This is a genomic window from Stappia sp. (assembly GCF_048268045.1).
GTDB lineage: Bacteria > Pseudomonadota > Alphaproteobacteria > Rhizobiales > Stappiaceae > Stappia.
In genome coordinates, this window is the sequence record NZ_JBLWWG010000007.1 from 65,129 (window position 1) to 89,013 (window position 23,885).

Consider the following 23,885-nt stretch of genomic DNA (forward strand, 5'->3'; position numbering starts at 1 on the left):
CGGGCATTCGCGTGGCCGCCCATCGTGAAGTCGGGTCGACGAATGCGCTCGCGCTGGAGGCAGCCGCCCGGGGCGAGGCAGGTGGCCTCTGGATCGTTGGCGGACTTCAGACAGCCGGCCGCGCGCGACGCGCCCGGTCCTGGATGTCGGAGCCGGGAAATCTCTACGCGACCTATCTCGGCATCGACCCGGGACCTTCGGAGCGGCTCGCACAGCTTCCGCTCGTCGCCGCGATAGCGCTTTCGGAGGCTGTCGACCGCATGTGCGGCACGCTCCGTCTGGCACGGCTCAAGTGGCCCAACGACCTGCTCGTCGACGGCGCCAAGATCTCCGGCATCCTGCTGGAGGCGACCCAGCTTGCCGACGGACGGCGTGCCGTGGTGTTCGGCTTCGGGCTCAACCTGGTGCATCATCCGGACCTGGCCGACTATCGCGCCGCCGATCTCGCCGGACTTGGCTATCAGATCGATGTGGAGCGTGCCTTTCTCGAGTTGGCGCGCGCCCTTGAGGCTCGCCTGTCGAGCTGGCGTGAGCGTCCTTTCGCCGTGCAGATCGAGGACTGGCTCGAACGGTCCGTTGGCGTTGGCGGGCCGATCCGGGTCCGCCTCGACAAGTGCGAGACCAGCGGTATCTTCCAGGGCCTGGATGGTGAAGGCCGGCTGATGCTGCGCCGCGACGACGGTACCGTTTCCGTGATTTCGGCCGGAGACGTGTTCTTCGCGAACATGACCTGACCAGAGCTTTCGCGCGCCGCCGCTTTCGGCGCGCCAAATGCGGATGGACGTGCCACGATGGGCACGCCACATACGTTTCGACATCCGGACAGAGGACCGCATCAGATGCGGCGTCCCCCGGATAGATGTGGATTGTCCCGGCCTGGAGCCGGGTCTTGCGCCCGCTGAAAGGGCGCGAACAGGAGTATCGAATGACGGGCAAGAACGAGCTCGTTTTCGTCGCCCTTGGCGGGCTTGGCGAAATCGGCATGAACATGGCGCTCTACGGCTACGGACCGGCGCGAAACAGGCGCTGGATCATGGTCGATTGCGGCGTGACGTTTGCCGGGCCGGACTTGCCGGGCGTCGATGTGATCGTCCCGGACATCCGTTTCATCGAGGAGCGGCGCGACCGTCTCGATGGCATCTTCATCACCCATGCGCACGAAGATCACTACGGCGCCATCCTGCAGCTCTGGCCGCGTCTCGAGGCGCCGATCTTCATGACGCCGTTCACGGCCGGCATGTTGTCGTCCAAGGCGTCGGGAGAGGCGGGAGCGCCGGATATTCCGGTCACGGTGGTAAAGCAGGGCGAGCGGATCAAGGCCGGTCCCTTCGACGTCGAGATGGTGGCCATGTCGCACTCGATCCCCGAGCCTTGCGCGCTTGCCATCCGCACGCCGGCGGGCACGGTGGTGCACTCGGGCGACTGGAAGATGGACGCGACACCTGGCATCGGACAGCCGATCGACACGGCGCGTCTCGCCGAGATCGGCGAAGAGGGCGTGCTGGCGCTGGTCTGCGACAGCACCAATGCCGTGCGCGAGGGCGTCAGCCCGAGCGAGGCGGATGTCTCGGCGGGAATGATCGAGGCCATCCGCAACGCCAAGAAGCGCGTCGCGGTGGCGACCTTCGCCTCCAATGTGGCGCGCATCCGCTCCATCGCGCTCGCCGCCAAGGCATGCGAACGGGACGTGGTGGTGATGGGACGCTCCATGCACCGGGTCATCGAGGTCGCCGGCGAACTCGGTTATCTCGACGATGTTCCGCCGTTCCTGACGGAGGATGCCTACGGATTCCTGCCGCCGGAGCGGTGCCTGCTGCTGCTCACGGGCAGTCAGGGCGAGGCGCGCGCCGCGCTGGCGCGCATCGCCTCGGGCGACCACCGCAATGTGGCGCTTTCGAAGGGGGACACGGTGGTGTTTTCCTCGCGCACGATTCCGGGCAACGAGAAGGCGGTGAACGCCATCGTCAACCAGCTGTCGGAGGCCGATGTCACCGTCATCACCGACAAGGACGGCCTGGTGCATGTGTCCGGTCATCCGCGTCGCGGTGAACTGGTGCAGCTCTACGATCTGGTCAAGCCGCAGATCCTGGTGCCGGCGCACGGCGAGGCGATGCACCTGAAGGCGCAGCGCGAACTGGGCATCGCCCATGGCATCCCGACCGTGCTGTCGGTGAAGAACGGCGATCTTGTTCGTCTCGCGCCTGGCGATGCCGGCGTGGTCGACACGGTGCCGGTCGGCATCGAGGTGCGCGATGGCAACATCTCGGGCGACCCTGAGGAAACCGGGGCGATCGAGCGTCGCAAGCTGGCGCTTGCAGGCGCGGTGATCGTGACCGTGCTGGTTGACGCCAAGGGCGGACTGGTGGGGGAGCCGCAGGCGGCACTCTTCGGCCTGCCGGATGTGTCGACGGGGGGCGACGACCTTGAGGATCTCGTCATCGACGAGGTTATCTCCGCGTTGGAGAGCATTCCGCGCAATCGCCGCCGCGATCTCGATGTTGTCGCCGAATCGGCCCGACGGGCGGCACGCGCGGCGATCCGCGATTGCTGGGGCAAGAAGCCGCTGACGGAAGCTCTGGTGTTCCGGGTCTGAGCAACGAAGACCCGGGATGAGGCGGGCAGGGGCACATCAGGCCCCTGCCTGTGACCAAATGGCTGATGGTTTGCCAAGGCTCGCTCTGGCAGGAGTGAGGCAATGCAGGAGGACAGGATGATCGGACGTCTCAACCATGTCGCAATCGCCGTTCCGGACCTGGGTGCGGCGACGGCCATGTACCGGGATACGCTCGGCGCGCATGTGTCGCAGCCCCAGCCCGAACCCGATCACGGCGTGACGGTTGTCTTCATCGAGCTTCCCAACACCAAGATCGAACTGCTGGAGCCGCTCGGCGAGGGCTCGCCCGTCACCGCGTTTCTGGAGCGCAATCCCTCCGGCGGCATCCACCACGTCTGTTACGAGGTGGAGGACATCCTTGCCGCACGCGACAGGCTGCTTGAGAAGGGGGCACGGGTCCTGGGCACGGGCGAGCCGAAGATCGGCGCGCACGGCAAGCCGGTTCTCTTCCTGCATCCCAAGGACTTCAACGGAACCCTGGTGGAGCTTGAGCAGGTCTGAGGCCCGCTCGGATCGACCGCGCCGATGGGCGAGGGCGCTTCACCTCCCTGACACCCGGGCCTCCCGCCCGGACCGAAAGACCCGGAACCTACTGCCGTGTCCCTGATTTCAGCGATTGCCATCTATTTCATCGTCTGGTGGATCGTGCTCTTCACGATCCTTCCCATCGGCGTTGTGACCCAGCAGGAGCGCGGAGACGTCGCGCCCGGCACGGCGCCAAGCGCCCCGATCCACCCGCGGCTGTGGCGCAAGGCGCTGCTGACCACGGTTATTGCGGCCATCGTCTTTGCCGGTATCTACTGGCTCCGCTTTCGCTCGGGGCTGACGCTGGACGACTTTCCGCTGAAGCCGCCGAGCGGCTGAACGGCGCGTCCGTGCTTGTCACGGGCGCTCGACAAAGCTATGGAACCTTGAGACGCTGCCAGATGCGCCGCCTTCGGGTGGCGACGGCGCGCAGGCAACGGTGACGGATACCGAGAGCGCGCGGCCAGGCTGCCGCGGGCGGACGAGGCTAACCAACGGAAGAGACAGGCGCGATGGGCGACTTTGAACGTGTGCGCACCCACATGGTCGACAACCAGCTGCGGACGAACGATGTGACGGATCTGCGCATCCTGGATGCGATGGAGGAGGTCCCGCGCGAGCGCTTTGTACCCTCCGCCAAGCGTTGCATCGCCTACAGCGATCAGGACGTGCCGTTGACCGTGGGCGATGAGACCCGCAGCCTGATGAAGCCGCATGTGTTCGGCAAGCTCGTGCAGCTCGCCAACATCCGCGACAGCGACGTCGTGCTGTGCGTCGGCTGCGCGACCGGCTACAGCGTCGCGGTCATTGCGCGGCTTGCGGCCTCTGTCGTCGGCATTGAGAAGGACCCGGGCGCGGTGGATGCCGCTTCCGAGCTGATCGTCGATCTCGGCATCGAGAACGCGGCGATCCTGTCTGGCGACCTCGTGACGGGAGCGGCCTCCGAAGGCCCCTACGACGTGATCGTCGTGGACGGCGCCGTCGAGGTGTTGCCGGAGGCACTGACCACCCAGCTCAAGGACGGTGGGCGGCTCGTTGTCGTCGAGGGCACCGGCGGGGCAGGCGTGGCCAAGCTCTATGTCCGTTCCGGCGATGTGATTTCCGGCCGTTTCGCCTTCAATGCCTCGGCGCACGTGCTGCCGGGCTTCGAGCGGGCCGCCGAATTCGTCTTCTGAGATACTGATATCGCACCGAATCCCGGCGGGCAGAGGCAGCTCATGCAGCCCGCCCGCCGGCTGATGCCGCGTCGCAGCTTTCGCTGTCGCGCGATGACCTCGCGAAACGCGAAACCCTGAGACGCAAATCCCTGAAGAATGTGTTGCCAAGAGGTCGCAATCGTCTCCGAATGCGGTCTGGCGACACTTTCCGAGGTTGTCTCTCGCTCCCCTGCCGATAACAGTAAACTCACTGACGGTTTTGTGTGACCGTCATATTTTCGCGCCCTGGCGAACTTGCGGGAGTTCGTTTGCGGCGCGGAACCGAAATGCCGGCGTTTGCCCGAAGAGGCACCAGACAAGCCGGGATTGCGGAAACGGGATGGGTGCTGCGGGCGCAATGGCCCGCGTCAGACAGGAAGGGCGCAGTTTTGCGTTCTTGCGCGAACAGGGGTGTTTATAGTGAATCGGACTGGATCATGGTTTCTTGCGGCCGCGCTTGCGACCGCTGCAATCGCGCAGCCCGGCACTGCGTGGTCGCAGTCAATTGGTGATTCGCTTGCCCAGGCCTATGCCAACAATCCGACATTGAACGCGGCCCGCGCCGAATTGCGTTCTGTCGACGAGCGCGTCCCGCAGGCGCTTAGCGGGTGGCGTCCCCAGATCTTCGGACAAGTCGACGTCGGCGCTCAATATTCCGACCTGGAACCGGGCGGTTCGAGCTACCGCAACACCGCGAGCGTCGGCCTTCAGGTCACCCAGGCGATCTTTCGCGGGTTCCGAACCGTGAACTCGACCCGACAGGCCGAAGCGATCGTCCGCGCGCAGCGCGAAAGCCTGCGCTCGACCGAACAGTCGGTGCTGACCGATGCCGCGACCGCCTACATGGACGTGATCAGCACGACGGCCATCGTTTCGCTGCGCCGCAGCAACCTCAAGTTCCTCACCGAGCAGGTGCGCGCCGCGCAGGACCGGTTCGAGGTTGGAGAGGGAACGCGGACGGACGTTTCGCAGGCACGCGCCCGTTACTCGGAAGCGCAGTCGGCCCTCAATCTGGCGCTGGCCAACGTCAATACCGCCCGCGCCGTCTACCGGCAGGTGGTCGGTGCCGACCCCAAGAAGCTTTCGGCCCGCACCAACATCTATGGCCAGCTTCCCAAGAAGCTCGACGTTGCGCTCAAGAGCGGCGCCTCGTCCCATCCCGCCATTCTCTCGTCTCAGCATCTCGTCGATGCCGGTGTCTTCGCCGTCAAGACGGTCGAGGGCGAGCTGCTTCCGACAGTTTCTCTCGAGGGCAATGTCGGACGCCAGTGGAGCCCGCCGTCGTCGCGCTCGGTCGATGCGATCAACTCCGCGAGCGTCTTCGGCCGCGTGTCCATCCCGATCTATCAGGGTGGCGCGGTGTCCTCGCGCGTACGCCAGGCGAAGGAAGATCTCGGTCAGGCCCGTGTCCAGCTGGACGTTGCCCGCGATCAGGTGCGCGCAGCCGCCGTCTCCGCCTGGGGGCAGTATGAGGCCGCCGTTGCCTCCATCACGGCCGCTCAGGACGCCGTCTCGGCCAACCAGCTGGCGCTTGAAGGCGTGATCGAGGAGCAGCGCGTCGGCCAGCGTACGACGCTTGACGTCCTCAATGCGCAGCTCGAGCTCGTCAACAGCCAGGTGAACCTGATCTCCGCCGAGCGGAACCGCGCGGTCGCGGCCTACCAGCTCATGGCGGCGATCGGCAGGCTGACCGCCGACAGCATCGGCCTTTCCGTTGCCCGGTATGACGAGACGACCCACTACAAAAAGGTACGCAACAGCTGGTTCGGCCTGACGACGCCCGACGGCCGCTGAGCGACTTCCTGTTTTACTGACGTGTGGCAAGGCCCGCTTTCCGACCCGCATGATGCGGTGTGCGGGAGGCGGGCCTTCGTCCTTGCGGCCAGAGTTTGATTGAATTTGCCGACGACTCGGGAAATTGTGTGTCTTTACGGCAGGGCATGACCGGAAACGGGTCGGCATGCGCTTTTCCCGAGGAAGGGGAACGCGCTATAGTGTGTTTGAGTGAGTCGCCCGATGCTGGCGTGAGCGCATGTTACCGCAACTGGCGGAACGTTGCTCTTGGCGGGTGCTTGGATGTCGAGTGCGGGGATTGCGATGGCCAACGCCAATCAAGCTCAAGAACCTTCGATGGAGGAGATACTGGCTTCTATTCGCCGGATCATTTCTGATGAGGAACCGGCGGCAGCAGCTGCCGACGCGGGAGAGGCTGCGACCTCTGCCGAAGACGATCTCGTCGCCGGCGAGGCGATGTCCCAGGACGACCTCGACAAGCTGTTCGATTCCGACGGGGACATGGATGTCGATCCCGTGGTCGACGAGCCCGTGGTGGAAGAACCCGCGGAAGAAGAGGAGCCGGAGACGGTCGCCGCCGAGGTGGACGATGTCTTCGAGCTGACGGAAGACCTCGAGGTCGAGGAAGACGCAACCGATGCCGAAATGGCTTTCTCCGGAAAGCCTGATGTCGATGAGGCGGACGACGATCTTGCCTTTGTCGAGCCGGATGACGAGCCGTCTCCCGCGCCCTCGTTTCAGTCTGCCGGCAAGGGGAAGGCCGCGCCGTCCATTGAGGACAGCCTGCTCTCGGCCGATGCGAACCAGGCCGTGCATTCCGCGTTCAGCAACCTCGCCGGCACGATCCTGTCCAATAACGCCCGCACGCTCGAGGACCTGGTCAAGGAGCTGTTGCGGCCGATGCTCAAGACCTGGCTTGATGAAAACCTACCGCCCATGGTCGAGCGGATGGTACGTCAGGAGATCGAACGCATCTCCCGCGGCCGCTGATCATTTCGCCAAGGCTTCCCGGACCTGGGAAACCGCATCGATCCAGACGCCGCCTCCGGGCGGCGTTTTTTGTTTCAAGCCCGCGCCGGGGACCGTGCGACTTGCGGTGGACAGGATGCGGCGCGCCACGCTGTCGCCGCCTTTCGGGGAATGGTTGACTTCGGCCCGCGCCTGCGAGACACCACGCCTTCAGTTTTCAGTTCTTGGGAAGAACAATGCTCGACAAGACATATGATGCCGCCACCGTCGAACCCAGGATCGCGAAGGCGTGGGAAGACGTAGATGCCTTCCGCGCCGGCGCGGGGGCGGAGCCCGGTGCCGCATCCTTCTCGATCGTGATCCCGCCGCCCAATGTCACCGGCTCCCTGCACATGGGCCATGCGCTCAACAACACCTTGCAGGACATCATGGTGCGCTTTGAGCGAATGCGCGGCCGTGACGTGCTGTGGCAGCCGGGCATGGACCACGCGGGCATCGCCACGCAGATGGTCGTCGAGCGCCAGCTTGCCGAGCGCAAGGAGCCGGGCCGCCGCGACATGGGACGCGAGGCGTTTGTCGAGCGGGTCTGGAGCTGGAAAGACGAATCCGGCGGCATGATCATGAACCAGCTCAAGCGGCTGGGCGCCTCCTGCGACTGGTCGCGCGAGCGCTTCACCATGGACGAGGGGCTATCCCGCGCCGTGCTGGAAGTCTTCGTCAGCCTCTACAAGGAAGGGCTGATCTACAAGGACAAGCGGCTGGTCAACTGGGATCCGAAGCTGCTGACCGCGATCTCCGATCTCGAGGTCGAACAGATCGAGATCAAGGGCAATCTGTGGCACTTCCGTTACCCGCTGGCCGATGGCGCGACCTATGAAGCGCCTGTCGCCTGGGACGAGGACGGCAAGGCGAGCGAGCATGAGACCCGCGACTACATCGTCGTTGCGACGACGCGGCCGGAAACGATGCTTGGCGACACCGCAATTGCTGTCAATCCCGAGGATCCGCGCTATGCGGGCCTGATCGGCAAGTTCGCCGTTCTGCCGCTCGTTGGCCGTCGCATCCGGATCGTCGGCGACGACTATGCCGATCCGACCGCCGGCTCCGGCGCGGTGAAGATCACGCCGGCGCATGATTTCAACGACTTCGAGGTCGGCAAGCGCCACAATCTGGCGATGATCTCTGTGCTCGACCGCGAGGCGAAGGTTTGTCTCACCGACAATCCGGAATTTCTCGAGGGGGTCCCGGAGAGCGAGGCGCTGAGCGAAACCATTGCCGCCTTCGACGGCTGCGACCGCTTCGACGTGCGCAAGCGCCTGGTGGCGCGCATGGAGGAACTGGAGCTGCTCGACCGGATCGAGCCGCACACGCACATGGTTCCCCATGGCGACCGCGGCGGCGTGCCGATCGAACCGCTGCTGACCGACCAGTGGTACGTCGACGCCAAGACACTCGCGGGGCCCGCGATCGACAGCGTGCGCGAGGGGCGCACCAATTTCGTGCCGCGCAACTGGGACAAGACCTATTACGAGTGGATGGAGAACATCCAGCCCTGGTGCATCTCGCGCCAGCTCTGGTGGGGCCATCGCATTCCGGCCTGGTACGGCCCCGAGGGCGCGCTCTTCGTCGAGAAGAGCGAAGAAGAGGCCGTTGCCGCCGCCGCCGCGCGTTTCGGACGCGAGGTCGAGATCGTCGGCGTCGAGGAGGCGCTGGCGCGCTGGGAAACCGGCGACACCGACGGCAAGATCGCGCTCTACCGCGACGAGGACGTTCTCGACACCTGGTTCTCCTCGGCGCTGTGGCCGTTTTCCACGCTTGGCTGGCCCGACAAGACGCCGGAGCTTGCCAACTACTATCCGACGAGCGTGCTGGTCACCGGGTTCGACATCATCTTCTTCTGGGTCGCCCGGATGATGATGATGGGCGATCACTACATGAAGACCGAGCCCTTCCACACGGTCTACATCCACGCCCTGGTCCGTGACGAGAAGGGCCAGAAGATGTCGAAGTCGAAGGGCAACGTCATCGATCCGCTGGCGCTCATCGACGAGTATGGCGCCGACGCGCTGCGCTTCACGCTGGCTGCAATGGCGGCGCAGGGACGTGACATCAAGCTGGCCACCAGCCGGGTTGCTGGCTACCGCAACTTCGTCACCAAGCTGTGGAACGCGGCGCGGTTTGTCGAGATGAACGGTGGGGTGCGGCCGCAGGGCTTCGATCCCGTCGCGGCGCGCGAAACGGTCAACCGCTGGATCGTGACCGAGGTCGGGCGCTGCATGACCGAAGTGACCGAGGCGATCGAGGGCTTCCGCTTCAACGAGGCGGCGGGCGCGGCCTACCGTTTCGTCTGGAACACCTTCTGCGACTGGTACCTGGAGTTCGCCAAGCCGATCTTCGCGGAAGGCTCCGCCGAGGCCCAGGCCGAGACACGGGCAACGGCCGCCTGGGTTCTCGACGAGACGCTCAAGATCCTGCATCCGTTCATGCCGTTCATGACCGAAGAGCTTTGGGCGCGCGCCGTCGACGAGCAGCCGGAAGCTGCCCGCGAGAAGATCCTTGCGCACACGCGCTGGCCGTCCTCACTCGGAGGCGACGCCAATGCGGCGGAGGAGATCAACTGGGTCGTCGAGCTGATCACCTCGATCCGTTCGGTCCGCTCCGAGATGAATGTTCCGGCGGGCGCGCGCGTGCCGTTGATCGTCACCGGCGCGGGGCAATTGACCCGTGCGCGGCTCAAGACCCACGAAGCGCAGATCCTGCGTCTGGCGCGTGTCGAGAGCATCGAGATTGCCGATCGCACACCGAAGGGCAGCGTCCAGATCGTGGCTGGCGAGGCAACGTTCTGCCTCTCGCTGGCAGGCGTCATCGATCTTGGCGCGGAAGCCGAGCGGCTCTCCAAGGAGGAGAAGAAGCTCGACCAGGAGATCGCGCGGATCGACAAGAAGCTTGGCAACGAGGCCTTCGTCGCCAAGGCGCCGGAAGAGATCGTCGTTGCGGAGCAGGAAAAGCGCGCTGAGTTCATGGAGCGCCGCGAGCGCGTGGTCGAGGCGCGCAAGCGCCTTGCCGATCTGGCCGAAGCGTGACCGCGCGGGCCCTGTGCCCGTCGCGGACCGAAGAAGGGTGAATTGGATGATGCGAGCTGCGTTTGGGCTGGCTTCCGGCCGGAAGAAGGCGCCCGTGGCGAGACTGGGCCAGACCGCGGTGGCCGCCGCGCTTTCCGCCTGCGTTCTCGTGCCGGGTGTCGCGCGGGCGGAAAGGATCGAGAACCCGGTCGCGGTCTTCTCCGGCCTGGACAAGATCACCGGCCGCATCATCTCCTTCGATGTCTACATCGGCGAGACCGTTCAGTTCGGCGCGCTGCAGGTGACGCCGCGCGAGTGCAACACGCGGCCGCAGACCGAAGCGCCGCAGACAACGGCCTTTGTCGAGGTGGACGAGATCACGCTCAACAATGAGGTGCGGCGGATCTTCACCGGGTGGATGTTTGCCGCGAGCCCCGGTCTGCACGCGGTCGAGAACCCCGTCTATGACGTGTGGTTGACCAACTGCAAGCAGTCCTCGACCGTCGCCCCGCCGGACAACTACAGCGGCCCACCGATCTCCGCCGATGCGGCCGCCGGGGAGGACCCGCTTGCCGGCACTGCGCCGAGCATCGGAGCCGACAGCGTCACGCCGCGGATGAAGCCGCCGCAGTGAGGCCGGCGCGGGGCTTGTCGCCCTGTCCGACCACAGCGTGAAGCCAGTCCGTTATCGTCTTCACCGCCCCGTCGGCATAGGCACGGCGCCCGAGCAGGACGAACGCTGCCCTAGTGTACCAGGGCCATTGCTCCGCAAGCTGGTGGTTGAAGAGGCCATCGCGCAAGAGACTGTGCGTGGCTGAGGGGATGACCGTGACCCGGTTTGCGGGATTGTTCGCCAGAACGAGGCGGCGGGCGTCATCGGCATTGGCCCGCGCGTCCACGTTGAGATCCTCCGCGCCCCAGAGCGCCAGATACGGCCGGCCGACACGCGCAAGGTCTGCGCTTGCGTTGGACGACAGGTTCCGCCGGACGAACTCCAGGCGGTGGGGCGGTATCCCAAGATCGTGGGCCGCGGCCGTGCTCTCCAGGCGTCCGGCGTCGATGTCGGCGAAGATGCGTTCCTCGGTCTGGCGCCTGCTTGCGATATGCTCCGCGATGCGCTCCGGCGACCAGCCTTCCGCCTGAAGCCGGCGCCGGGTGAAATAGGCGCCCTGACGTTGCCAGTCGAGGGCGGCGCCGATGCTGACGATGAAGGCGATCTCCGCAGCCGCAGGCCCGCCGCCCACCTTCGGCAAAACCCATCCTGCCTGCGAGAAGCCCAGCAGCCCGATCCGCCCGCGTGCCTGCGGATAGTCGCGCAGCACGGCCCGCAGCGCTGCTTCCGCCTCGCTGGCGCGGTCGTCCATCGACTGGTCCAGCCAGTTGCCCTGGCTTTTTCCCACCCCCGGTTTGTCCCAGCTGTAGACGGCGATGCCGCTGTCGAGCAGGGCGTTCATCAACGGCAGGTAGCCGCCGGCGGACACGCGGTCCTGCGGGCCGTCGCCATGGACAAGCAGGGCGACGGCGGCGGGCGCTTGTGGAGCGTCGGGCAGGAACAGCGTCCCGGACAGGCGGGAGGAGGGCGTGTCGAAGGAAATTTCCCGCGTTGCCCGCGCGTCGAGATCGAAGTCCGACAGCCCGGGAAGGATGAGGAAAAGCCCCAGGGCAAGGACGGCGGCGACAACTGCCGCGCCGAGCAAGATGCGGGAAATCCCGCGGCGTTCACGGGTCATGCCGTCCCTTTCTTCGTGTCGAACAGAAGGGGCATGTGGCCGCGCGGCGCTCAGGGATCAACCTGCGCGCGGAAATCACTGTGTGATCACGCGCCGAGATTGCGCTCCAGACGGCCGGCCAGGTCCTGGATGAACTGGAAGGCAACACGGCCCGAGCGGCTGCCTCGCGTCGTCGACCACTCGAGCGCCTCGGCGCGCAGGCGGGCGGGATCGTAGGCGAGGCCATAGTGGGCGACGTAGCCCTCGATCATGGCGAGATACTCATCCTGGCTGCATTTGTGGAAGCCGAGCCACAGGCCGAATCGATCCGACAGCGACACCTTCTCCTCGACCGCTTCGCCTGGATTGATCGCCGTCGAACTTTCGTTCTCGATCATGTCGCGCGGCAGCAGATGGCGCCTGTTGGAGGTGGCGTAGAAGAGAACCGTCGCCGGGCGTCCTTCAATGCCGCCGTCGAGCGCGGCCTTGAGCGACTTGTAGGAGGCATCGCCCGAGTCGAAGCTCAGGTCGTCGCAAAAGACGATTGTTCGGTGGCCGCTGGCCCGCACGATCCGCATCAGCGTCGGCAGGCTTTCGATATCCTCCCGGTGGATCTCCACGAGCTTGAGGCGTTCCCGGCTTCCCGACGCCTCGAGATCGGCATTGATGCGGGCGTGGGCGGCCTTGACCAACGACGACTTGCCCATGCCGCGCGCGCCCCACAGGAGAACGTTGTTGGCGGCGAACCCTCTGGCGAAGCGGGTGGTGTTGGCGACAAGCTGGTCGCGGGCGCGCTCGACGCCCTGCAGCAGGGCGATGTCGACGCGGTTGACGCGCTCGACCGCTTCCAGCTCCGATGAACCGGCGTTCCAGACGAAGGCATCGGCGGCCTCGAAGTCGGTTTTGCGCGGCTCCGCCGGCACGGCGCGGGCGATCAACTCGATAAGGGTGTCGAGACGCCGTGCGATTGTGTCGAGGTCGCCCTTGTGCAGGTTCGATTGATCCATATCTACGCCATGCCTGGTAAGTGCTTTGGGAAGGGGGAGGGATTGCGTGCAACGCGATGCCCCGAATGGCTTCCCTAGCATGACCGAGCGTGTGGCCAAAGCGCGCATTCCGCGCGTGCCGCGAAGCTCCGGTTCGCCTTGCAAAGACGGGCGCGGCTTGTATAGTCCGCGCGACTTTGGTTCATGCGCCGGAATGGGGCAGTCGCGACGGCAAAAGCCGTACCGCCACCCTCCGTTCTCGAGAAACGCGCCTTGCACAGGAGATGCCTATGCTGATTACACCCGCTTTCGCGCAAGGTGCCGGAGCCGCCGGCGGCGTTGGGATGCTTGTCCAGTTCCTTCCGTTCGTCCTGATCTTCGTGATCATGTGGTTCCTGATCATCCGCCCGCAGCGCCAGCGGATGAAGCAGCATCAGGAGCTGGTCTCCAATCTGCGCCGTGGCGACACGGTGGTCACCTCCGGCGGCCTGATCGGCAAGATCGCCAAGGTCGTCGACGAGGGTGAAGTCCAGGTCGAGATCTCTGAGGGCGTCAAGATCCGCGTCGTCCGCTCGATGATCACGGAAGTCCGCTCGAAGACCGAGCCGGTCAAGGAAAACGGCTAAGCGCCGCCCGATCTTCTTTTCTTTTCCCGCGCGGCCCCTGGGGCCGCGCGGAACACCGGAAACGGCATCGCCATGCTCTATTTCGCGCGCTGGAAGATCGTTCTGATCGTCCTCGTCATCCTCGCCGGGGCAATCTCCACCCTGCCGAACTTCCTGTCGCCGGCCACGCTGGCTTCGCTGCCGAACTGGATGCCCAAGCGGCAGATCGTTCTCGGTCTGGATCTTCAGGGCGGTGCCTACCTGCTCTACGAGATCGACCGGACCGACTACATCCAGAAGCGGCTGAAGACGCTCGAGGGCGAGGTTCGCCAGCGCCTTCGCGAGGACCAGCGCATCGGCTACACCGGCCTCGGCGTGCAGGGGCAGACGGTGCAGGTTCGCATTCGCGATCTTTCCCGCCTCGAGGATGCGCGCAAGCGGCTGTCGGAGCTGACCAATCCGCTGAACAACTCGGTCTTCGGCGGCGCCGCGGTGAATGAGTTTCAGATTGCGGTTGCCGATGACGGCCTGATTCGCTTCTCCTTCACCGATGCCGGCCTGACCCAGCGCCTCAACTCGGTGGTTCAGCAGTCGATCGAGGTCATCCGGCTTCGTCTCGACGAGTTCGGCACGACCGAACCCAGCATCCAGCGCCAGGGCGACGACCGTATTCTGGTGGAGGCGCCGGGCGAGGGCGATCCGCAGCGCCTCAAGGATCTGGTCGGCCAGACCGCGCAGCTTACCTTCCATCTCGTCAACCAGTCCATGTCGGCTGAACAGGCGCTTTCCTCGCGCCCGCCGGCTGGAACGGTTGTGATGTACTCCGGTGACGATCCCCCGCTGCCCTACCTGCTCGACGAGGCTCCGCTGCTGACGGGCGAGGACCTTCGCGGCGCTCAGGTGTCCTTCGATTCCAATACCAACGAGCCTGTGGTGAACTTCCAGTTCAACACCTCCGGCGCGCGGACCTTCTCCGTCGTCACACAGCGCAATGTCGGACGTCCGTTCGCCATCGTTCTCGACAACGAGGTGATTTCCGCTCCGGTCATCCGCGAGCCGATCACCGGCGGCTCGGGCCAGATCTCGGGCAGCTTCACCGTCGAAAGCGCCAATGATCTTGCCGTGCTCCTGCGCGCCGGCGCGCTGCCGGCCAAGCTTACCGTCGTCGAGGAGCGTTCCATCGGTCCGGGCCTCGGCCAGGATTCGGTCGACGCCGGACAGCTTGCGTCCTTCATCGGCGCAGGGCTCGTCGTGGTCTTCATGATCCTGACCTACGGACGCTTCGGTGTTATCGCCGACGTGGCGCTTGCGGTGAACGTGCTTCTCGTCTTCGGGGCGCTGACCTTCCTGCAGGCGACGCTGACGTTGCCCGGCATCGCCGGCATCGTGCTGACCATCGGCATGGCGGTCGACGCCAACGTGCTGATCTTTGAGCGCATACGCGAGGAGGCCAGGGCAGGGCGCTCGGCGATCAGCGCCATCGACGCGGGCTATTCCCGCGCGCTCGGCACCATCCTCGATGCGAACGTCACCACACTGATCGCAGCGCTGATCCTCTTCAATCTGGGTTCGGGTCCGATCCGCGGCTTTGCCGTGACGCTTGCGATCGGTATCTTCACGACCGTCTTCACCGCCTTCACCGTGTCGCGCCTGCTGGTCGCGCTGTGGGTGCGTCGGAAGCGGCCGAGCCATCTGACGCTCTGACCCGGGGACCAAGCTCATGTTGCTCAAACTCATCCCCGACGACACCAAGTTCCGCTTCATGCGGTTCCGTCGCCTGTCGTTTCCCGCCTCGGCGGTGCTGTTCGTCGCTTCGATCGCTTTGTTTTTCTCGGTCGGGCTGAACTTCGGCATCGATTTCAAGGGCGGCACGGTCTTCGAGATAAAGACCATGGAGTCGCCGGCGGACGTCGCCGGCATCCGCGCCCAGCTCGGCACGCTCAACCTGGGCGACGTGCAGGTGCAGCAGTTTGGCGCACCTGACGAGGTCCTGGTGCGTGTTCAGCAGCCCGAAGGCGGTGAACTGGAACAGCAAGCGGTCGTGCAGACCGTGCGCGAGACCTTCGGCGAGAGCGTCGAGTTCCGGCGTGTCGAGGTTGTCGGGCCGCGTGTCTCCGGTGAGCTTGCGACCGACGGTTTTCTGGCCGTCGTCGCCTCTCTGGTGGTGATCCTGTTCTACATCTGGTTCCGCTTCGAGTGGCATTTCGCCGTCGGCGCGATCCTGACGACGATCAACGATATCGTGCTGACGCTCGGATTGTTCGTGGTGCTGCAACTCGAGTTTTCATTGTCGAGTATCGCGGCGGTGCTGACGATCATCGGCTATTCGCTGAACGATACAGTCGTCGTTTATGATCGAATCCGCGAGAATCTTCGACGTTACAAGAAGATGCCGCTGCCCGACCTGCTCGACCGCACGATCAACGAGACGTTGTCGCGTACCGTGATGACGTCTCTGACGACGCTGCTGGCGCTGGTGGCCCTCTATGCCTTCGGCGGTGAGGTCATCCGCTCGTTCACGCTTGCCATGATCTTTGGTGTGGTGATCGGCACCTATTCGTCGATCTTCCTGGCTGCTCCGTTCCTGATTTCGCTGAACCTCAGGCCTTCGGCCGTAACCGGGGGCGATGGCGATGACAAGGGCACGGCCGAAGCCAAGGGCGGCGACGGCGCGGCAAAGGCCTGACAAGGCCGGAGGGAGGACGCGGGGGCGCACCCCGCATCCTCCAGCCAGAGGGAGCGACATGGCACGGCGCGGTGAAGGCATCGTCATTCGGGACGCCCATTTTCCGGGGCGGGCGCCGGTCGAGGCGTATGGCGACGGCGGCTTCCGCTTCGCCGGCATGTCCCATCGCGGATCGATCCTGTGCATTCCCAGCGGCATCTATGGCTTCGATGCCACGGTTCCCGCCGACCTGACCGTCGCGACACTCGAGAAGATCTTTGACGAGGCGGCGGGCATCGAGGTGCTTCTTCTTGGCATGGGCCGCGATCCCGCGCGCATGGCGCCGGACCTGAAGTCGGCAATGCGCGAGGCGGGCATCATGTCCGATCCCATGTCGACGGGAGCGGCTGTGCGCACCTACAACGTCCTGCTTGCCGAGGACAGGGCCGTCGCGGCGGTGCTGCTTGCGGTGGACTGATCCGCCGATGGCCCTAGGTTCCCCTTCATGACAGCGCCGACCCTGACTGCCGGCGAGCACTGCCTCGCGCTTGTCCGGCAATTCGACTTCGACCGGTATATCTCGCTGCTCCACGTACCGGAGCCCAAGCGATCCGCGCTCGCAGCTCTGTATGCCTTCAACATGGAGATCGCCCGGGCTCGGGAGATCGTTTCCGACCCGATGCCCGGCGAGATCCGGTTCCAGTGGTGGCGCGACGCGCTTGCCGCGGAACCTGGCGGCGATGCCGATCAACACCCGGTTGCCGGCGCCATTCGCGCGGCCATCGCCACCTACAATCTTCCGCTCGGAGCTTTTCTCGATCTCATCGAGGCGCGGACCTTCGACCTTTACGACGACCCGATGCCGACCATCGGCGATCTTGAGGGATACGCGGGCGAGACCTCTTCCGCGCTGATCCAGCTTGCCGCGATCGTGCTGGCCGACGGCCGCGATCCGGGCACCTCGGAGGCCGCCGGCCATGCCGGTGTCGCCTATGCGCTTGCCGGGCTTATTCGCGCGCTGCCCTGGCACGCCGCCCGGCGCCAGCTTTACCTGCCGGCCGATCTGCTTGCGCGCCACGAAGTGGAGCCTGAGGACATCTTCTCCGGAAAGGCGACGCCGCAGCTGCGCACGGCTATCTCCGAACTCTGCGACCGGGCGCAGGGGCATCTCCTCCAGACCCGCGCGCGTATCGCCAGCGTGCCGCGCGGCGTCGTGCCCGCGTTCTTGCCGGCCAGTCTCGTGGAGCCGGCGTTGCGGCGGGTGGAAAAGGCCGGTTTTGATCCGTTCGGAATGACCGGTGACATCTCGCGGTTGCGCAAGCTCTGGTATGTCTGGCAGGCGGTGCGGCTGGCGCGGAAGCACGCTCCAAGCGACTAGATTAAGACTGGTTTCAATTTTGGTCTCTATGGTCTGGGTGGATTTTATGGATCATTGGGGGCGAAATGACCGGGAACCTGCATCGAAAGCGTGGCGGAATTGACTTGTTCGCAGGCTGCCGAGGTCGCGATCTTGTTCGGCTTTTCTTTGTCGCGGTCGGCGCTTTTCTGACGATTTCGGTTGCCGGTGCCGCAGTTGCCCAGCCGGCGGCGTATGAAAAATTTCTCCAGCCGAGCGTTCTTCTTGGCGGAAAGAGCCTCTCTTCTTCCGATCTCGACAAGGAAATCGAGGGCCGCATTCCCAATCTGCAGGAGTTGCTGCGCGATTATCCGATCGCCCCGCCGGACAGCAAGAGCCCGCGCGCCTCGCTGGAGAGCTTTCTTGTCCTGATGGCGGAGGCCAGCCGGATCTGGATCGCGCTGAGGAATGAATTCCTCGAGGGCGACACCCTGTTTCTGTCGGAGGACCAGAAGCGCCGGCTCGCCATCGTGCAGTTGCTCATCTCCAAGGCAACGGAACTCTTCGATCTCAGTGATGTGCCTCAGACGGCCCGTGAGAATGTCGGGATCGAAACCGTCCTGCAGTTTCAGGAGATCATCGACCGCATCTACATGCCTTCGCTCGAGGATGTGCCGGGCAAGGCCGCTGGGGCTCCGCAGGACCCCGATTTCGCCGCCACCCTGCCGCAGCGCTGGCGTTTGCCGGGAACGGGCCTCGTCTTTGCCCAGACGGGAACGGAAAAGGGCGACGTGCGCTATCTCGTTTCGAAGGAAACGGTGGCGCGCATCCCGCAAGACTATGCGGCCGTGAGGGTCTTCCCCTCCCATTCGGACAAGGGCGAGGACCTCTACGCCTACTATATCTACACGCCGGGCAATCTCGTGCCGCCGCGCTGGTACGACCTTGTTCTCGAAGGGCCGCAATGGTTGCGCCACGAGTTCCGTGACCAGGCCGTCTGGCAATGGCTGGCGCTGGGTCTGCTGGCGATCCTTTCGATTGTCATTCCGGTGAGCGTGCAGCGCTGGAACAGGTGGCGGGCGGTTCCGCTTTCGGACGTGCGTCGGCGCATGCGGCGCATGCAACTGCCCCTTGTCGTGCTTCTCACCGCGGCCGGCTTCCGGTTCCTGGCCAATGACCAGGTCAACATTACCGGCGTTCCGATGGTCATCGTTGGAACCGTATCGGCCACCGTGCTTTGGGCCAGCGTTTCCTGGTTCTGCTACCAGGCCATCGACCTGCTCGCGAGTTGGGTGATGAAGAACCCCACGGCACCGACGGCGAGTCTCGATTCGAGCCTTCTCCTTTCGGGCTTCCGATTGATCGGTCTTGCGCTTTCGGTCGTTCTGCTGGGCTATGGTGCAACGCAGATCGGTATCCCGGTCTACGGTGTCATCGCCGGCCTGGGTGTTGGCGGTCTGGCCGTGGCACTCGCGGCCCAGCCGACGCTGGAAAACCTCATCGGCGGCGTCATTCTTTATGCCGACCGCATGGTGCGTGTCGGCGAGTACTGCGAGTTCGAAGGCTTGTCGGGCACGGTGGAGGCAATCGGCATTCGTTCGACGCGTATCCGTGCGCTCGACAGGACGCTGATCACCGTCGCCAATTCCGACCTCGCCAAGCGCAAGATCGTCAACTTCAGCCGGCGCGACCGCTTCCTGCTCAATCATGTCATTAGCCTGCGCCGCGACACCGACGCAGCGGTGCTGCTCAGCATCATCGAGAAGATCCGTCTTTCTCTCGAGGAGAACCCGAAGGTGCTCGATCAGATGGCTCTGCGGGTCACTTTCGTCGGCTTCGGGGACTATTCGCTCAATATCGAACTTTTCACCTACATCTCGACAGCCGACCGGAACGAGTTCCTGAAGATCCAGGAGCAGATTCTGGTGGAGATCACACGGATCGTGCAGCAGGGCGGCTCCAACTTCGCCTTCCCGTCGAACGTCACCTACCTCGGTCGCGATCACGGGTTGCCGCAGCAGGTCGCGGCGGGCGGTGCGGGGCAGGACAACCCCACCGAGGAGGGGGCCTCCTGAGAAGAGGCGAGAGGCCCTGTCGGGTCTCATCTCGCGGAGGACAGAAAAAACGGCGCGCAAGTCATTGCGCGCCGTTTTCCGTTTTCGTGCGCTCCGTCAGAGCGGAGCAGAGCCGGATCGCCAGGTCAGCAGACCGGCTCGTTCGCAAGCGCCAGGGCCACCGAACCCCATTCGCTGAAATCGGCGCGGGCGCGCGAGGTCATGGCGAGTTTCTTGGCCCGCGTCTTGTCCTTGCCCTTGAGACGTTTGCCGTCCGCGTCGGTCTTCGGCGCCTCGATGGGCGGAAACAGGCCGAAGTTGACGTTCATCGGCTGGAACGAGCGCGGGCCGCCATCCTCGCGCAGGATATGGCCGCCGGTGATGTGCTCCAGCAAGGCGCCCATGGCGGTGGTCGGCGGCGGCGGGGCGATGTCGCGGCCAAGTCTCTCGGCCGCGGCGAAGAGGCCGGCCATGCAGCCGACGCTTGCCGATTCCACATAACCTTCGCATCCGGTGATCTGGCCAGCGAAGCGCAGTGCCGGGCGGGCCTTGAGCCGGAAGGACCGGTCGAGCAGCTTGGGCGAGTTCAGGAAGGTGTTGCGGTGCAAGCCGCCAAGCCGGGCGAAAACAGCCTCTTCCATCCCTGGGATGGTGCGGAACACCTCAAGCTGCGCGCCATGCTTCAGCTTCGTCTGGAAACCGACCATGTTGTAGAGCGTGCCGAGCGCATTGTCCTGGCGCAACTGGACCACTGCGTAGGGCTTCTGGTCCGGCTTGTGCGCGTTGGTCAGGCCCATCGGCTTCATCGGTCCGTGGCGCAGGGTCTCGCGTCCGCGTTCAGCCATGACCTCGATTGGCAGGCAGCCGTCGAAATAGGGGGTGTTCTCCTCCCATTCCTTGAACTCGGTCTTGGGCGCGGCGATCAGCGCGTCGATGAAGGCGGCGTATTGCTCCTTGTCCATCGGGCAGTTGATGTAGTCCTTGCCGGTTCCGCCCGGTCCGATCTTGTCGTAACGCGACTGGAACCAGCAGGTGTCGAGGTCGATGGAATCGAAATGCAGGATCGGCGCGATGGCGTCGAAGAAGGCGAGGGCGTCCTCGCCTGTCGCCTCGAGGATCGCCTGCGACAGGGCAGGCGACGTGAGCGGGCCGGTGGCGACGATGACGCTGTCCCAGTCTGCGGGCGGCATGCCGGTGATTTCGCCGCGCTCGATGGTGATGAGCGGATGACCGGTGAGTGCGGCCGTCACCGCCTCGGAGAAGCCGTCGCGGTCCACCGCGAGCGCACCGCCGGCGGGCACCTGATTGGCGTCGGCAGACTGCATGATCAGCGAGCCGCTGTCGCGCAGCTCGGCATGAAGCAAACCGACGGCATTCTGCTCCGCGTCGTCGGAGCGGAAGGAATTGGAGCAGACGAGTTCAGCCAGGCCGTCTGTCTTGTGCGCATCGGTGTCGCGCACCGGACGCATCTCGTGCAGGACGACGGGAACTCCGCGACGGGCGAGCTGCCAGGCGGCCTCGGAACCGGCGAGGCCGCCGCCGATGACATGAACGGGCTGCATGTTTTCTTCGTCCCTGTCTGTGGCCTTCGTGCTTGCGCGAAAGGCCCTGATCGATCTTGAAGCGGTGACTTAGCGCGTCCTCTTCCGCCTGGCAAACGAACGCGCGATAAGGAGATCCCTTGCAGGCAGGAGACGACAATGATTCGAGACACTGGCGCCGGTAGGGAGCGGACAGGCCGTGTGATGTGTCAGGCAAGCAAGCGCACTGGTGGCTTGCTTGCCGTTGCCGCCATGCTGCTGCTTGCCGGCTGCGCCGGGCAGTCGCTCGGCCGGGCCGGCTCCTGGTACGGAGCTCACAATGGCGTCGCGCCGAAGGGAGACCGGATCTATGTCTGCCATGCGTTTGGATGCGCCCGGAAGACGCCGTTCGATTTCTCAGGCAGGCAGCTTGCCGTGATGAAGCGCATGTTTGCCGCCGGCAAGGCCTCGCCGGAGGCCGAACGCAAAGCGGTTGCGCGCGTCATTGCCTGGTCGGAGCAGCAAATCGGCCCGGTCGTCGGATCGAGCAAGGATGTTGGCGGCTACGACCTGCACAATTCCGGCGTACCGGGCCAGATGGACTGTATCGACGAGGCGACCAACACGACCAGCGTTCTGCTGGTTGCCGCCGCGCATGGATATTTGCGCCATCACACGGTCGCCAGTCCCGTGGCGCGCGGCTTCTTTCTCGACGGGCGGTATCCGCATGCCACGGCCGTGCTCAGGGAAAGCGGCAGCGGCAAGGCGTTCTCGATCGATTCCTGGCCGAAGGACAATGGCGAGCCGCCGGTGGTCATGCCGCTCGATGCCTGGTTCGAAAGCCGCAGCTGAGCACGGGGCAGATCAGGCTCCGTACTTCGGACACTGTCGTTTTCGACAGTTTTTTTGCCGAAGAGAGTGGCAACTTCGGTTTCGGTTTTTAAAGAACGAAAGCGTCGGGCGTGAAATAACGTAACGGAAGAAATTCGACGGAATCGGTTGGCATAATAGATTCGTCGTTTCTTGGAATATTTTGCGAACATCTGGATGCTAACACAAAGAAAAAAAGCGAGACCAGAGGTCTCGCTTTTTCAGGTTTCGCGTATCATACCTTCAATCGCCAAGTTCAATTCAAACCTTAACGGCGGGCAGCTGCCTTTCGGCGCGCCATGAAGGTGCTTCCTCCCAAGACTCAGACCGCGATGTCTGTTGTGTGGCTTAGAATATCTTGCGATTTCTTGCCTTCTTATGGAAACGGACCATAAACCAATGTCGTCGGCTTGTCACCATTTTGTGCAAGCGAAGCTCATTTTTTTTGCTTTCGCACTTGCGAGAAATGAGGGATGTCCGTCTGTTGCGCGCGTCGCGAACGCGAATGTTCCTTGCGGGGATGCGCCGGGCCTTGTGTTTTTCCGGCGCATGCGCTTTGACTGCCGAAACCTGCGGCGCCTGGCCGCCGCGCCCTGTCGGACCGTTTCTGTCCGCGCCACGTGTCGAGTGATCCCGAATGCGCCTGTCCCGATATTTCCTGCCGATCCTCAAGGAAACGCCGAAAGAAGCAGAGATTGTCTCGCATCGCCTGATGCTGCGGGCCGGCATGATCCGCCAGGAGACGGCAGGCATCTACGCCTGGCTGCCGATGGGACTCCGTGTGCTGCGCAAGATCGAGCAGATCGTGCGCGAGGAGCAGAATCGCGCCGGCGCGCAGGAACTCCTGATGCCGACGGTGCAGCCGGCGGACCTGTGGCGCGAAAGCGGTCGCTATGATGCCTACGGCAAGGAGATGCTGCGCATCACCGACCGCCATGAGCGCGAGATGCTGTTCGGGCCGACAAACGAGGAGATGATCACCGACATCTTCCGGGCCTCGGTGAAGAGCTACAAGGATCTGCCGCTGAACCTCTACCACATCCAGTGGAAGTTCCGTGACGAGGTGCGCCCCCGCTTCGGCGTCATGCGCGGCCGCGAGTTCCTGATGAAGGACGCCTATTCCTTCGATCTCGACAAGGAAGGCGCGCGCCACGCCTACAACCGCATGTTCGTCGCCTATCTGCGCACCTTCGCGCGCATGGGGCTGAAGGCGATCCCGATGCGGGCCGACACCGGGCCCATCGGCGGTGACATGAGCCACGAATTCATCATTCTCGCATCCACCGGCGAGAGCGAGGTGTTCTGCGACAAGGCGATCCTCGATCTGCCGATCCCCGATGAGGACACCGACTTCACGTCCGACCTGAGCCCGGTCATCGAGTCCTGGACGACGCCTTATGCGGCGACCGACGAAATGCACGACACGGCTGCCTATGACGCCGTGCCCGAGGAGGCGCGCATGTCGGCGCGCGGCATCGAGGTCGGCCACATCTTCTACTTCGGCACCAAGTATTCCGAGCCCATGGGGGCCAAGGTCGCCGGCCCGGACGGCGCCGACGTGCCAGTGCACATGGGGTCCTACGGCGTTGGCGTGTCGCGGCTTCTGGGAGCGATCATCGAGGCGCATCACGACGAGGCCGGTATCGTCTGGCCGGCGTCCGTCGCACCGTTCCACGTCGGTCTGATCAATCTCAAGCCCGGCGACGCGGAGGCGGACGCCGCTTGCGCGGACCTCGAGCGCCAGCTCTCCGGCGCGGGGCTCGACGTGCTTGTGGATGACGTCGACACGCGTGCGGGCGCCAAGTTCGCCACCATGGACCTCATCGGTCTGCCGTGGCAGCTTATCGTCGGTCCGCGCGGCCTCAAGGACGGCGTCGTGGAGCTCAAGAACCGTGCGTCCGGCGAGCGTGTCACGCTTTCGCCGCAAGAAGCCGTCAATCGGCTTGTGACCGATCTCGGCCAGTGAGTCGGGAGTTTTAG

General features: G+C 64.6%; 20 protein-coding genes. 17 read left to right on the plus strand and 3 right to left on the minus strand.

The annotated features are described in order from the left end of the window. Nucleotides 1–11 precede the first annotated feature (11 nt). The 9 genes from ACN0WF_RS12675 (at nt 12) to ACN0WF_RS12715 (ending at nt 10,794) form a co-directional block, all read left to right on the plus strand. Entirely contained in the window at nt 12–734 is a 723-nt protein-coding gene (locus ACN0WF_RS12675) for a biotin--[acetyl-CoA-carboxylase] ligase (protein ID WP_417773190.1), read from the plus strand. 191 nt (nt 735–925) lie between these two features. Beyond that, complete coding sequence (locus tag ACN0WF_RS12680) at nt 926–2,593, plus strand: ribonuclease J (protein WP_417773191.1); 1,668 nt, start codon at nt 926–928, stop codon at nt 2,591–2,593. A gap of 117 nt (nt 2,594–2,710) precedes the next feature. Then, complete coding sequence (gene mce / locus ACN0WF_RS12685; protein ID WP_417773192.1) at nt 2,711–3,115, plus strand: methylmalonyl-CoA epimerase; 405 nt, start codon at nt 2,711–2,713, stop codon at nt 3,113–3,115. A 96-nt stretch (nt 3,116–3,211) separates the two neighbouring features. Then, entirely contained in the window at nt 3,212–3,478 is a 267-nt protein-coding gene (locus tag ACN0WF_RS12690; protein WP_417773193.1) for a DUF1467 family protein, read from the plus strand. Nucleotides 3,479–3,651: 173 nt separating this feature from the next. Then, entirely contained in the window at nt 3,652–4,314 is a 663-nt protein-coding gene (locus ACN0WF_RS12695) for a protein-L-isoaspartate O-methyltransferase family protein (RefSeq protein ID WP_417773194.1), read from the plus strand. Nucleotides 4,315–4,755: 441 nt separating this feature from the next. Then, nucleotides 4,756–6,129 carry a TolC family outer membrane protein gene (locus tag ACN0WF_RS12700; protein ID WP_417773195.1) on the plus strand — a complete coding sequence of 458 codons (1,374 nt, stop codon included), beginning with the start codon at nt 4,756–4,758 and terminating at the stop codon, nt 6,127–6,129. 303 nt (nt 6,130–6,432) lie between these two features. Beyond that, nucleotides 6,433–7,119, plus strand: coding sequence for a PopZ family protein (locus tag ACN0WF_RS12705; protein WP_417773196.1), 687 nt, complete (start codon nt 6,433–6,435; stop codon nt 7,117–7,119). 215 nt (nt 7,120–7,334) lie between these two features. After that, nucleotides 7,335–10,181 carry a valine--tRNA ligase gene (locus ACN0WF_RS12710; RefSeq protein ID WP_417773197.1) on the plus strand — a complete coding sequence of 949 codons (2,847 nt, stop codon included), beginning with the start codon at nt 7,335–7,337 and terminating at the stop codon, nt 10,179–10,181. Nucleotides 10,182–10,230: 49 nt separating this feature from the next. Further along, entirely contained in the window at nt 10,231–10,794 is a 564-nt protein-coding gene (locus tag ACN0WF_RS12715; RefSeq protein WP_417773363.1) for a DUF2155 domain-containing protein, read from the plus strand. Here the strand turns inward: ACN0WF_RS12715 and ACN0WF_RS12720 are convergent. Further along, nucleotides 10,766–11,890, minus strand: a complete 1,125-nt coding sequence (locus tag ACN0WF_RS12720) for an alpha/beta hydrolase family protein (protein WP_417773198.1) — start codon at nt 11,888–11,890, stop codon at nt 10,766–10,768. The genes ACN0WF_RS12715 and ACN0WF_RS12720 overlap by 29 nt on opposite strands. Nucleotides 11,891–11,976: 86 nt before the next feature. Further along, the gene (locus ACN0WF_RS12725; RefSeq protein ID WP_417773199.1) at nt 11,977–12,876 is read right to left on the minus strand and encodes an ATP-binding protein; all 900 of its coding nucleotides are present in this window, start codon (nt 12,874–12,876) and stop codon (nt 11,977–11,979) included. A 269-nt stretch (nt 12,877–13,145) separates the two neighbouring features. On the opposite strand from ACN0WF_RS12725, the gene yajC reads away from it, so the two are divergent. From yajC to ACN0WF_RS12755, 6 genes are all read left to right on the plus strand, one after another. After that, the gene (gene yajC, locus ACN0WF_RS12730; protein ID WP_417773200.1) at nt 13,146–13,481 is read left to right on the plus strand and encodes a preprotein translocase subunit YajC; all 336 of its coding nucleotides are present in this window, start codon (nt 13,146–13,148) and stop codon (nt 13,479–13,481) included. A 72-nt stretch (nt 13,482–13,553) separates the two neighbouring features. Further along, the gene (secD, locus tag ACN0WF_RS12735) at nt 13,554–15,164 is read left to right on the plus strand and encodes a protein translocase subunit SecD (RefSeq protein ID WP_417773201.1); all 1,611 of its coding nucleotides are present in this window, start codon (nt 13,554–13,556) and stop codon (nt 15,162–15,164) included. 16 nt (nt 15,165–15,180) lie between these two features. Beyond that, nucleotides 15,181–16,146 carry a protein translocase subunit SecF gene (gene secF / locus ACN0WF_RS12740; RefSeq protein WP_417773202.1) on the plus strand — a complete coding sequence of 322 codons (966 nt, stop codon included), beginning with the start codon at nt 15,181–15,183 and terminating at the stop codon, nt 16,144–16,146. Between the two features lie 58 nt (nt 16,147–16,204). Next, a complete protein-coding gene (locus ACN0WF_RS12745; protein WP_417773203.1) occupies nt 16,205–16,603 on the plus strand; it encodes an Mth938-like domain-containing protein in 399 nt (132 codons plus the stop codon). A 27-nt stretch (nt 16,604–16,630) separates the two neighbouring features. Continuing rightward, on the plus strand, nt 16,631–17,503 hold the full coding sequence (locus ACN0WF_RS12750; protein ID WP_417773204.1) for a phytoene/squalene synthase family protein: 873 nt from the start codon (nt 16,631–16,633) through the stop codon (nt 17,501–17,503). 104 nt (nt 17,504–17,607) lie between these two features. Then, nucleotides 17,608–19,536 carry a mechanosensitive ion channel family protein gene (locus ACN0WF_RS12755; RefSeq protein ID WP_417773205.1) on the plus strand — a complete coding sequence of 643 codons (1,929 nt, stop codon included), beginning with the start codon at nt 17,608–17,610 and terminating at the stop codon, nt 19,534–19,536. Nucleotides 19,537–19,661: 125 nt separating this feature from the next. On the opposite strand, the gene trmFO is transcribed toward ACN0WF_RS12755, so the two are convergent. Next, nucleotides 19,662–21,077 carry a methylenetetrahydrofolate--tRNA-(uracil(54)-C(5))-methyltransferase (FADH(2)-oxidizing) TrmFO gene (trmFO, locus tag ACN0WF_RS12760; protein WP_417773206.1) on the minus strand — a complete coding sequence of 472 codons (1,416 nt, stop codon included), beginning with the start codon at nt 21,075–21,077 and terminating at the stop codon, nt 19,662–19,664. A gap of 183 nt (nt 21,078–21,260) precedes the next feature. On the opposite strand from trmFO, the gene ACN0WF_RS12765 reads away from it, so the two are divergent. Together ACN0WF_RS12765 and proS are read left to right on the plus strand one after the other, a co-directional pair. After that, complete coding sequence (locus tag ACN0WF_RS12765) at nt 21,261–21,887, plus strand: hypothetical protein (RefSeq protein WP_417773207.1); 627 nt, start codon at nt 21,261–21,263, stop codon at nt 21,885–21,887. 655 nt (nt 21,888–22,542) lie between these two features. After that, nucleotides 22,543–23,871, plus strand: coding sequence for a proline--tRNA ligase (gene proS / locus ACN0WF_RS12770; RefSeq protein WP_417773208.1), 1,329 nt, complete (start codon nt 22,543–22,545; stop codon nt 23,869–23,871). Nucleotides 23,872–23,885: the final 14 nt, after the last annotated feature.